Annotated in this window: 9 protein-coding genes and 1 pseudogene; 2 read left to right on the plus strand and 8 right to left on the minus strand. The window is 44.6% G+C overall.

Going from position 1 to position 12,040, the window contains the following annotated elements:
* The first annotated feature begins 58 nt into the window (after positions 1–58).
* A complete protein-coding gene (locus OCV36_RS23890) occupies positions 59–460 on the plus strand; it encodes a DUF1090 domain-containing protein (RefSeq protein ID WP_135454223.1) in 402 nt (133 codons plus the stop codon).
* A gap of 111 nt (positions 461–571) precedes the next feature.
* Here the strand turns inward: OCV36_RS23890 and OCV36_RS23895 are convergent, their stop codons facing one another.
* The 3 genes from OCV36_RS23895 to OCV36_RS23905 all read right to left on the minus strand — a co-directional run bounded on the left by OCV36_RS23895 (position 572) and on the right by OCV36_RS23905 (position 3,471).
* Entirely contained in the window at positions 572–1,666 is a 1,095-nt protein-coding gene (locus tag OCV36_RS23895) for an HDOD domain-containing protein (protein WP_135454221.1), read from the minus strand.
* Between the two features lie 234 nt (positions 1,667–1,900).
* Positions 1,901–2,956 (minus strand): alcohol dehydrogenase family protein, encoded by a 1,056-nt coding sequence (locus tag OCV36_RS23900; protein WP_135454220.1) that lies wholly within the window; start codon positions 2,954–2,956, stop codon positions 1,901–1,903.
* Positions 2,953–3,471 carry a TetR/AcrR family transcriptional regulator gene (locus OCV36_RS23905; protein ID WP_135454218.1) on the minus strand — a complete coding sequence of 173 codons (519 nt, stop codon included), beginning with the start codon at positions 3,469–3,471 and terminating at the stop codon, positions 2,953–2,955. Before OCV36_RS23905 ends, OCV36_RS23900 begins: the two co-directional genes overlap by 4 nt.
* A gap of 262 nt (positions 3,472–3,733) precedes the next feature.
* On the opposite strand from OCV36_RS23905, the pseudogene OCV36_RS23910 reads away from it, so the two are divergent.
* Positions 3,734–3,978 (plus strand): annotated as a pseudogene (locus tag OCV36_RS23910) (helix-turn-helix domain-containing protein); the annotation flags it as partial.
* Between the two features lie 87 nt (positions 3,979–4,065).
* Here the strand turns inward: OCV36_RS23910 and OCV36_RS23915 are convergent.
* From OCV36_RS23915 to OCV36_RS23935, 5 genes are all read right to left on the minus strand, one after another.
* Complete coding sequence (locus OCV36_RS23915; RefSeq protein ID WP_135454216.1) at positions 4,066–5,541, minus strand: glutathione synthase; 1,476 nt, start codon at positions 5,539–5,541, stop codon at positions 4,066–4,068.
* A gap of 61 nt (positions 5,542–5,602) precedes the next feature.
* The gene (locus OCV36_RS23920) at positions 5,603–7,411 is read right to left on the minus strand and encodes an ABC transporter ATP-binding protein (RefSeq protein ID WP_167852999.1); all 1,809 of its coding nucleotides are present in this window, start codon (positions 7,409–7,411) and stop codon (positions 5,603–5,605) included.
* A 40-nt stretch (positions 7,412–7,451) separates the two neighbouring features.
* Complete coding sequence (locus OCV36_RS23925) at positions 7,452–9,272, minus strand: ABC transporter ATP-binding protein (protein WP_135454212.1); 1,821 nt, start codon at positions 9,270–9,272, stop codon at positions 7,452–7,454.
* Between the two features lie 6 nt (positions 9,273–9,278).
* The gene (gene gshA, locus OCV36_RS23930) at positions 9,279–10,910 is read right to left on the minus strand and encodes a glutamate--cysteine ligase (RefSeq protein ID WP_135454210.1); all 1,632 of its coding nucleotides are present in this window, start codon (positions 10,908–10,910) and stop codon (positions 9,279–9,281) included.
* Positions 10,911–11,070: 160 nt separating this feature from the next.
* Positions 11,071–12,006, minus strand: coding sequence for a LysR substrate-binding domain-containing protein (locus tag OCV36_RS23935; protein WP_135454208.1), 936 nt, complete (start codon positions 12,004–12,006; stop codon positions 11,071–11,073).
* Between the last annotated feature and the right edge of the window lie 34 nt (positions 12,007–12,040).

A 12,040-nucleotide genomic window follows, 5' to 3' on the forward strand; every position in this document is an offset into this window, starting at 1 on the left:
TGAGAACAGTAAAAACAAAATAAGCTCAAGCTAAATAGACCCAGTGAGAAGGTAAATCATGACTCGACACCTAAAAGGCTCAATACTGTTTCTTTGCGCATTTTCGTTTAACAGCGTAGCTGCTAGCACTCAATGCGGCGCGCTAACGGGCTGTGAGAAGAAGTTCTGTGAGATCGAATATCAGATAGAGAAAGCGGAGCAGTACGACAATCAGTACAAAGTGGAGCGATTAACCACAGCGTTGAAAGCGGCGAAAGAGAACTGCACCAATGAAGGTTTGAAGGATGATCTGCGTGAGAAGATTGAATCCAATGAACAAGATTTAGCTGAATACCAAGCCGACCTAGAAGAAGCCAAAAGAGATGACAGAGCGGATAAGATTCGAAAGTATGAAGGTAAGATCGAAAAAGAACTGCGTAAAATCGATAAATTGAAGCAAGAACTGACTGAGATCCCTTAATCGAAGCTAGATACAGAAATGGTCTTACTGCTTTACTGCTTAGTAAGACCATTTAGAAAATACCGCTTTTTGACGACCTCAAGAATCAACCTAGCCAACGCTAGGCCGTTATTATCCTACCAGCGCTAATTCAAACTCTTTATAGATACGGTTAGCCACTTTGTATGCCGCAGGTGACATCAGTGTCTCTTTGCATCTGCGCTTAAACTGCTCGACTTCAATCGTTTGTTCTTCTAGTAAATAGTACAGCTCACTCAGGTAGTTAGCTTCAAACACAGCTTGACCAAGTGGCGTGCATTCGTATCGGTTCGACTCTTGATAACCAATCACCGTCAGCACAGATTCTGGCAACTCCCAGAACTTAGCAATGGTGTAAGTCAGGCGAATAGAGTAGCTGTTCATCAAACGCTTCAATGCTAATGAGTTGGGTGGAACAGAAGGATCAACATGCTTGAAGGCTTCGACCATCATTTGGAAAATGATCATCTTGCCTAAGTTGCGAATCAACCCAACAAAGTACGCCGCCGCTTTATCTTCTTGGGATGAAGAGTCTTTCATCAACTCCTTAGAAAAAGACGCGGTTTGAACGCTGTGATTCCAAATTTTCTCACCGAAATGACGCCAGTAAATATTGTTGCCCGGCGTGAAGTTCTTCATGTAGCTATTCACAACCCCTTCAACAAGTCCTTGAGAACCGATATTTAGGAATGCTGTTTTTAGGTCGGTTACCTGTTTTTCACTGCGTTTGTAGAAAGCACTGTTAGCCAGTTTAATTACATCGGCAGCCATACTCGGCTCTCGCTCAATCACTTTTAGCAATGTATCTACATCAAATTCGTCACTCTGTAATTCTGCCATTAATGTGGTTACAGAGGCTGGCATCACTGGCAATTCATTGAGCAAGGCTTTTGGAGAGCGAATCAAACGTTCGATCTGACAAGCAACAAAATCACTAAATGGGTCTGACTCTGTTCGCAGGCGAGACTCTCCAAACAAGTAATCAAGGAACTCACCATCGTGAAGGCTAAGCGTCTTATCGACGATTAATGATGATGGTTGAGCTGACGACGGCGGAACAAAGGTTGAAGACTGAACGGAATCAGTAGCAACGGTTTGTTGTTGCTCTTTTTGGACAGGCTCTGCAGAGGGTTTGTTTTTTGAATCAACAAAAGGTGAGAATAATGCCTGCAATACCCTTTTAAACATCAATACGGCTCCTAGATGAATACAACATAGATAGGGATATATAACGGCGGTGATTATCGCACAGACAACTCATAAACCATACAGTGACAATTGAATCATTAACTATTCAACTGTATAGGATCTGTTACTCAACAGCCTGCGAGACTAGGCCTCCTGTATTCGTCAGAAACAAAAAAGCGAGCACATAACACTGGCTCGCTCTTACATAGGTTAGATGTGTGGCACTGTCTGAAGTTAGCTCTGGCACACTTCCAATACGATCTTACCGACATGCTTTTTCTTCAAGAACTCGTCTTGTGCTTTGTGGATATCAGCGAGCGGATAAGACTGCGCGACGATTGCTTCGATCTGCTGTTTCTCGATACGATTGACTAGATTCTGGAACACTTGTGATTCTAAAACCGTACAGCCAAAAAAGCTGAGATCTTTGAGATACAAAGTTCGTACATCGAGCTCGACCATAGCGCCACCAATTGCGCCAGATACGGCATAACGGCCACGGGGTTTCAGTACTTCAAGGAACTGAGGCCACTTGTCACCGGCAACTAAGTCGATAACCACATTGATGCTGTTTGCGCCCAACGCTTTAACCAGATCAGCATCACGAGCAACCACTTCATCTGCGCCAAGTTCAAGTAACTGTTGGTTTTTACTTGGGCTAGTAATGGCAATAACATAAGCGCCACGAGCTTTAGCTAGTTGAATAGCCGCAGAGCCCACACCACCCGATGCGCCAGAAATAAGCACGCGATCACCTTCGGTTACGTTAGCACGGGTTAGCATGTTTTCTGCGGTCGAGTAAGAGCACGGGAAAGACGCTAGATCAACATCCGACATAGTGCTGTTCACCGCATAAGCGTGTTTCGCGGCCACTTTGGTGTACTCCGCAAAGCCACCATCGCACTCCGAACCGAAATACCATGGCTGTGGCAGATCTCGTCCGTAAACTTCAGTCAAACAAGGTTCGATAAGAACACGTTCACCAATACGATCGGTAGAGACTTCATTCCCAACTGCTACGATAAAACCACACACATCAGCGCCTTGGATACGAGGAAACTGCAACGCTTCACCCGACCAACTTGCGTCGTCTGAGGCATCACTTTTTGAGTACCAGCCGATTCGAGTGTTGATATCCGTGTTGTTTACGCCCGCAGCCATCACTTTGATCAGCACTTCATTAGGTTCAATTTCAGGAACAGCGATATCTTCACTGTAGCCAAGCATTTCTGCTCCGCCGTGTCCTAACATCTCTACGCCTTTCATTGTTTTAGGTAGTTCGAATTTCATCGTGTTTCCTCGAGTAATTTTGTCACCATATTCTGTGCTGATGTCACCGCTTCTTCGCCTAATACTGGCCACGCGCTTGATACACCTTCATGAAGTAGAAAAAGCTCTGAAGCCAGATCGTCTCGTTGACTCTGCTTACCCAGAAGTGCTTTTACTTCTCGTTTATGTTCAGTAACAGCTTGGTTAATTATCTCGTTGTCAGGAAAAGCCGCCATCGCATTCATCGACATACAACCGTGCGGCGCATACTCTTCCATCCACTGTTGTAACTTGTTGAAGATATCAAGCATCGACTCAAGGCCACCAGCAGGTACATTTTCTAATAGGAAATTTAGGTAACGGTGATGACGGTGCTCTAAGGCACCCACTATCATCGCTTCTTTCGATGGAAAATGTTTATAGAGCGTACGTAGGCTCACGTTACACGCCGTCTTCAGTTGAGCCACACTCGGCTCAGCAAAACCTTGCTGGCTAAACGCCACTTCAAGACTTGCTGCAATCTGTTCTCTTAACAAGCTAACCTCTTATACCTAATCAAAGGTAGAATGATTGTTCTACATATATAGTAGAGCGATCATTCTACCTATGTCAATATGCAAATTTGCGAAAGGATAAGATGATAAATCCCGCATCAAATAGGACGCGGGATTTATCAATATGAATGAGAGACTTACCGTTAAATCTAGAGTCGGCTGCGTATCAACATCAACATCAACATCAACATCAACATCAACATCAACATCAACATCAACATCATCGGAAACAAGAACCAGATAGTTAGTTCACTCAGTTGGAGAAAATACCAAAACACTTACTCGATTATTCAAAGCCAAAACAAGCATTACTGTTCAAGAATGGCGATGCAATGGCGCTTATTTAAAGTAATTGAATTACTCTCAGAAAACCGACAAGTCGGTGATGTGTCCCACCTGTTAGAATTCTCATCCAACAGCGCCTTTATTGCTTTTTTCAAACAACAAACAGGACAAACACCGCTGGCTTTTACTAAGTCAGGAACGTGATTCTTTTTGTACCCACGCATTGACTTTGCGGATGACAAATACAAAAAAACCAGAACGTGGGTTCTGGTTTTTGTTCGATATCTTGGGTTAATCAATCAACACCAATGAATCGAGAATACCTTTTCCGCTGTGGATCCCGCCTTCGTTTTCACTGGCTGGTTTGCTGCGGATTAGGTAGCCCGCGTAACCATCTAGCTCGGTAACGGGTTTGCCTTGATAGTAAGCGGTGAATAGGCCGACTTCGCTGACTAAGTCTGTCACTAGCGTTTGCTGAGTGTCACGAACGGCAATGGTAGGTACGTCACGTTCGTGTGGGTACAAGCGTTGCATCAATGCCCATGCATCGTATTCTTCTGGTTCAAGTTGGCTCAGTTTTTCACTGATATCGTCACCAAATACACAATGGCCACCGCCCTCGCCTTGGTTTTTCAGCACCCACTCTTGCTTGTCGGCTTGCGTGTTAAACCATTCAATCGATCCACTGGTGATTGGTTTCATGTCCGCCAATACACTCTTCACCAATTCAGCCTCTTCTAGGGTTAAACCCCAACGTCCGTATTCTGACGCAAGCATCATGGTCAGCAACATTTGCATGGTTTTACTGGTGGCGAGTTGTTGGCTTATCGTCGCATTCATTGCCACATGATGCTGCTCGATGAACAAGCGAGTTTGGCTAAGCGTATGACAACAAATAGACTCGTTTAGCTCTGGAGCCCAATAGTCAGAATACTGATAGCCAGCGCGCAGATACACCACATCAATAGCGCCAATGCCTTCGAGCAATAAACGCTTGTTATCGCCTGAAGAAAGCTGAGAGCTGAGCTGCTCAAAGGTACGTCGAACCGTGCGAACACCCTGCTTCTGCAGTTCCACTTCAAGTAAGTGTTGGTCATACACATTGTCTTCATTCTTCTGCACCACCATCAAAAATGTTGGTTTTTCAGGAGCATTTTTGTCTGAACAATTGAAGTCCGCTCTCACCTTTCTCGCAGAAGTCGCAATACCGAAAGCCAACTGTTCAAGACCTTGGTTTCCTGCCGAAGCCACCGATTTATCTTCCAACCATTTTTGGTAAGTTTCAGGCCATTGATTTTGCATATAGGCATGAAACTCTGTCGCTTTCTGGCCAAACGGAGCCATGCCTGCCGCAATACCATTAAACTCAATCACTTTTGCACCGTGTTGACGGTCATCCATGAAATCAGTGCGCATTAACAACAGTGGCTGACGAGCAGGATTCAAGCGTTCATCAGCACTGCCATGCGCTTGTAAGTGCAGCTCCATCAAACGACCAAAAAACGGGTCAGCCTTAGCCATATCGCTCAATGATGACTGCAAGAAGTCATGATCCTCAGAGACGTTACTCACCAACTTAGTCATCAGAGGCGTAACCTTACGTAAGTGCTCATATACCTTACGTTCCATTGTCATTGGTGCGATACTGAAAGGACAATGCCTCGCCGTATTATCGGCCTGACGGAAAGCGACACCATGCATAATTGCCCATTCGCAAGCGTCTTCAATCGTTTGTTGTGAAATCAATGATGCTTTTTCGATATTCATTATTTTTACTCTCAAGTATTAATGATTAGCCGTGTCATTCTTCTAATAACACGCCCATCAACTATGCTGTGGCAGCCGACAATCCTAGCTTGCTGCTTAGGTGTTCTTGTTCTTCTTGCGCCTTTTGGGCTAGATATAAATCACGGTAGTCGCCATCTTGAGCAACCAATTCGTGATGCGTGCCGCTTTGAACAATTCGCCCTTTGTTCATCACCAAAATTTGGTCAGCGTGTTTGATCGTTGAAAGTCGGTGCGCCACCGTTATAACCGTTCTGCCTTCTTGGATTTTCTCTAATGCTATCTTCACTGCCTCTTCCGTATCACTATCAATGTTAGCGGTGGCCTCATCTAACAGGAAGATTTTAGGATCATGCGAGAGCGCTCTTGCTAACGCCAACAGCTGTTTCTCACCAACGGAAAACGAAGCTCCACCGTGACTAGGTTGATGGTCATAACCATTGGTTAAACGTTCAATAAATGAGTGCGCTTTGACTTGTTTCGCAGCATCGATAACCTTGGTTCTTGCTGCTCGCTCACGTTCAGCTAGGTAGCTTCCAGACAGGTCTATGTTCTCAAGCACTGAACCACTGAATATGGTCGGGTCTTGAGACACTAAACCAAACAGTTGCCGTAGTTGCTCCTCTGGGAATGCCGATAAAGGTTGTCCCCCCACCAAAATTGCACCCTTTTGATGATCGTAGAAACGCATCAATAGGTTTATCACCGAACTTTTACCACTTCCGCTATGACCAACAATCGCTGTGAATTGGCCACTTTTAGCCGTAAAACTGACGTCGTTGAGTACTAGCGAACCTTCTTCATAGCTTAATTGAACATCTTTAAACTCAATGTCATACGGCTCTGAAACCTCGACCAACCGGTGAGAATATCGATGATGTTCCGATTCATCATCCAGCAGCTCGAATACACGCTTAGAAGAAACCGTCGCCACCTGTAGCTTTCTTAGTTCCATGGATAACTGGCGGAATGGGTCGAAAAATCGTTCTATATAGTTAAGAAAAGCATACAAAGTACCGACTTCAACGACCGTGCTAAACGAAGCACCAGCAAACCAAGCCACAATGCCCGCAGCCGTTAATGTAGAGACTAAACGAGTGAGCGGGATCAGCATGAAGCTGTCTATTGCGATCGATTTGGCTCTAAATTCAAACCAGCTTTGGTTTTCTTTTTCAAACTTTTCTTTAAACGACTTTTGCTGGCGGAAAGCTTGAATAAGCGCCATTCCCTGCAAAGATTCATTCAATCGACCGTTGATGTTACTCACTTGAATGCGAATACCATCAAATACTGGCATCGAAATTTTTCGATACAAATGCATGGTCATCAGCAGAATTGGGATCAGCACTAAACTCAATAGCATCAAACGCCAATCAAGTAGTGCAATAGCAATGAAGATCACCGTAATACGTAGTGCACCTTGGATAATAGTCGGAAACGTAGAAACAAACATGTTGCGCATCGCTTCGGTATCATTGGTGATGTACGACACCAGTTTACCCGCCGCTAACTTATCAAAAGTATTGATTGGAAAGTTGAGCACATGGCTAAACAATTCTCGGCGAATATCATTAACCACCAGCAGTGCACTATGACGGAATGTGACAGCCTGCAGGTAAGTAAACAGGGCGGCAATGACGTAAAACATCATCACTCCCCCAATTAATATAGCAAGGTGTTGCAACTCAAATGTCTGAGGAACAATCACATCGTCCAAGATAATTTTAGCGAGCCATGGGATCGCCATCTCAGCACTCACGGCAACGGTCAACATCGCAAAGGCTAAGATAAAACGTGCTTTATGTGGCAATGAATAAGCCAACAACCGACGGTACATTGAATTGGCCTTCATATCTGTTTGGCTTTGAGACCGTTGAGTTTTTTGTGTTGGCTTAAACATAACTTGCTCCCGTTTCAACAGCCTTAGAATTAAACGTGTGAGCCGTTTCTGTAACATCGGTAGTGGTCTGAATATCGTCTTTACCGAGCTGGCTTTGACGTTGATAAACCATTGAATACCAACCTTGCTTAGCAACAAGTTCGTGGTGAGAGCCTTGCTCTTCAATTTGACCTTGGTTCAATACCAGAATATGGTCAGCTTCTATCAAGTTGGTTAAGCGTTGAGTGACCAACAACATCGTTTTGTGGCCGTAATGCGCCTTTAAGTTTCGGCGAACCACCACTTCTGTTTTCATGTCCAACGCACTGAACGGGTCATCAAGCAATAAAATATCGGCACCTGAAAGCAATGCTCTCGCAAGGGTTAATCTTTGCTTTTGACCTCCAGACAAATTATTACCACCTTCGCGTAGTTCAGTATCAAACCCATCAGCCATAGCTTCAATCTCAGCTTGAATACCAGCCATTTTCGCCACATGCTTAATCTCTTCATCGGTAGCGTCCGGCTTTGCTAACGCAATGTTTTCAGCAATCGTCCCTGAGAATAAAAATGGTTTTTGAGGAACCCACGTCACTTTGCTTCGCAACGAATCAAACGTCAGGTCATCGATCGAATTACCGTCCAATGCCATCTTCGAATTTCCGTCCAACGGAAACTGCCTCATCAACAATTGCAACAGCGTACTCTTCCCACCACCAGTCGGGCCCGTAATGCCGACTAAACCGCCTTCACTCACGCTGAATTTGATCGCTTCTAACGTTCGTCTATTTGCACCTTGGTGAGTAAATGAATGAATGTTGACGTCAAGGCTTGATCTCACGTCGTCTGATAGGGTTTTTGTTCCTTCCGTTACGTCTTCTGGCTCTGATAGTAGGCTGTCGAGGCGTTCCCATGATTTACTGCCACGTTGGAATACATTGAACTGCCAACCAAACTGTAAGAATGGCCCTAGCAACTGACCAAGATACAAAGTGAACGTTGTGAACAAGCCCACCGTAATGCTGCCTTGCTCAATTAACCAAGCGCCATAACCCAATGAAATCACAAACGACAAGCCATAAACCAATTGGATCGTTGGAGCAAATGCCGAATCCACCTTTGCCACTTTAAGGTTCGCTTCCAACGTCTCATCTAACGTCTTACCAAAACGTTGCTCTTGTCGTTGACCAATACCATGTGAACGGACGGCGCGAATACCAGCAACGGTTTCACGAGTCTCTTCGCTTAGTTCAGAGAAGCTCGCTTGCGCATGTCCAAAGGTGGTATGTAAACGAGCACCATAACGACGAGTAAAGTAAACCAACAACGGGAATGGTAATAACGCCACAGCGGTTAAGTGACCACTGACGACAAAAATCATCCCGAAGATCACGGTAAAACCAGCGATAAGAGAGTCAACCAGCGTCATGATGCCCATGCCTGTCGCCTCTTCCACTGCATTAAGATCATTAGTCGCATGCGCCATCAAATCTCCGGTACTGCGACGAGAATAAAATGATGGCGATAAGCGTGAGAACTTATGGAAAAGCTCGCTACGCATGACTCGTGTAATGCCAATCGCCGCGCCATAGAGTTTGCTCTGCCATACATAACGCAACCCGTACATGGCAAATGCCGAACCCGCTATACCACCCACATAAAGCATGAGCAATGATAGAGTCAGTTCACCATCACTGATGCTATCAACGATGCGACCAATCAGCCATGAGGGTACTAGGTTGAACAATGCGACCACTTGTAAAACAACAAAGGCGATCAAATATTGGCGGCTGAACATTTTAATGTAGCCACGTAATTTCCAAAGAATATCCATAACTTGTTAAACCATCATTTCTTGTTGTTTGCAGTCGCGCTGTAGTTGATTTTGCTTTTTCAAAAAATCATCAAAGCTGATGTCTGGCTGCCTTTCCATTTGTTGTTGCTTGGAAAGCGATTCATCAACCAACGCTGTTAAGTTGTCCATTTTTTCCGTCTCAACTTGGTGTTGCAAATGCACTAACAAGTGCTCATCAGAAAGACGTTGCATTAAGCCTTGATGACTCAATCCTTGGTCTTTCATTTGTGCCAACAGTTTTGCCGAAGGGGTTAAGTCACTGTTTTGCAGTTTCATACGTTCACTGAAGATACTGGTTTGGTATGAATCCGTAGAAAAAGCATCATCAAACAGCGCTGCTATTTGTTGGATAGCGTCCAACAGATCAAGCCCCAAAGTTTCTAATGACACTTCGCCTTCTAATGTAGGAAGTGTTAAGTCCGGTTTTCGGCCTTGTGTTGCCACGAGTTCTTGACGTTGAACGACAATGGCGCGTTCCTCTTCGGTCAACTCGGGGCTTGGCGCTAATGCACTGTAAACCAGCAAAAGATCCAAAAAGTGGCTCTGCTCTTGCGCAATACCAAGTGGTAAATATGGATTGTTATCCATGCTGCGCAGCTCAACATACTGCACACCGTAATGACACATCGCATACAACGGACGCAGTGTATCGTTAACGATTTTTGGCCGCACCGAGCCATACAATTCGTTTTCCAGCTGTAACACAGAACCATTCATTTGCTGATCGATGTCTAGGTGCAAATAGCGCTCACTTGGACGAGTCAAAGCGTTATGCAAATCAGATAAATACTGCTGCCTGTTATTAAAACTTATTGGGTACGATGACTGCTCATCACTGCTGTAACCGAGATTACTCAGACGCAATGATGTCGCCCACGGTAAGTAACAAGTCTCGTCATCAAACACTTCAAGCGCATGTGCTTTGCCTTGCAAATAACTGTTATCTACCGCAGGGGAAGCACCAAATAAATAGGGTACTAACCAACCATGACGCAGCACGTTGCGAATCATATGAAAGTAGCGTTCAGAAACGAATGCTTCCAGAGGCATTTGAGCGACACTGCTATCGATACTCTTCTGGTGATCGTACAGCGCAATCCAAAATGCTTCCGGCAGAGAAAAGTTGTAATGAATTCCAGAGATAAGCTGCATGCGTTTGCCATAACGATTGGCTAACCCTTCTCGATAACGTTTTTTCAGTAGGCCAGCATTCGAAGTGCCATAGCTAGCGATTCTAATCGCGTCCTCACTTTCCGTCTCATCATTCGGCAATTGTGGTGGCATGCTCGCGGCCCATAAGGTTTCACCTTCAGGTAAGCGAGCCGCAACAAAATGATGCAGTGAAGCAAGCGAATCGAATGTCGCGGTTCGATCATTCATCGCTGGAGTCACTAACTCTAACTGAGCCTCGGCAAAATCAGTGGTGATATAAGGGTGTGTGAGCGCAGAACCAAGTTCGACTGGATGAGTTTTATCTGAGATACCACCGGTCGCTTGTGTGCGAATTAACTCTCGTTCAATACCGCGCCGGATACCCGCCAAAGAAGCATGAACTTGTTCATTTTGTAGGAAGGAAGCAAGATTGGCTTCAATTTTTAATACTTGATTATTTTTCATTGTTTCGTCTTAAAAAAGCTATAGCAACGTAATTAAGACGAGGCTCATAATAAAAAGACGAAATAAAAACAAAAAAATATCCAACAAGTTTCTAATTCGATATTTTTCTTTTAATTTTCAATAAGTAACTAATATTAACTCTTAATTATATTATCGTTTATTATTGAATCTGTTCGATGATCAAATCGCGAAGCCACTTATGGCTCGGCTCTGAATCGAAATATTTATGCCACAATAGGAACAAACCTCCCGGTACCAAATCGACCGGAACAGGCTTCATCACCAACTCTCCGCTATCAATGTAATCGCGTACCGAGTTGTATGGATAACACATCAGCAAATCACTCTGCTTACACAATTTAATGGCGCTGGTAATGTCTGACACGTTAGCGGCTTTATTGATTTCCAACTGCTTAGAGTTCAGCACTTCCATCAATAGCCAATCCCCCGCTCCGCCCGTCACCAACTGTATGTGTCGATACTTCAAGAAGGTGTCGAGGTTCCACTCTTCCTTTAACGCCGGATGGTCATTTCGCATAAAACACACAGAATAGTCCAAGCACAGTTCTACGTAATCCAGATCATCGGGAATACACTGCACATGGGTAGATGCTCGCTCATCCAGCTCAAAAATACCGATGCCAAAATCCACTTCACGTTTTAGCAAACGCTTGAAGCTGTCGCTGCTCCACGTTGAGCTGTTGATGGTAATGTGAGGCGCCTCCGCAAGAGCAGTCGGCATAAAGTGCGGATAAATCGCGGTGTAGGCGGTTTCGACAAGGTCTATAGTGAAGGTACGCTCACTGGCTTTAGGATCAAAAACTTCGGGAACGGTCAGCTTTTCAATTTGCAGTAGGATTTGGTGGACCTTAGGTGCCAAAGCGAGTGCTTTGGGCGTTGGGAACAACCCCTTTGATTCTCGCTCAAACAGCGGATCATCAAACAAAGCTCTGAGTTTAGTGAGCTGTTTACTTACCGCTGACTGGCTCAAAAAGAGTCGATCTGCCGTTTTGCTCACACTTCGTTCTTCAATAAGAACGTGTAAGCAAAGCAGCAAATTCATATCGCATTTAAGTAAGCTTTTCACATCTACCATGATATTCCCTAAATTCAGGTTAATGATGATTAAT

The organism is Vibrio echinoideorum (assembly GCF_024347455.1).
GTDB classification, from domain to species: Bacteria; Pseudomonadota; Gammaproteobacteria; order Enterobacterales; family Vibrionaceae; genus Vibrio; species Vibrio echinoideorum.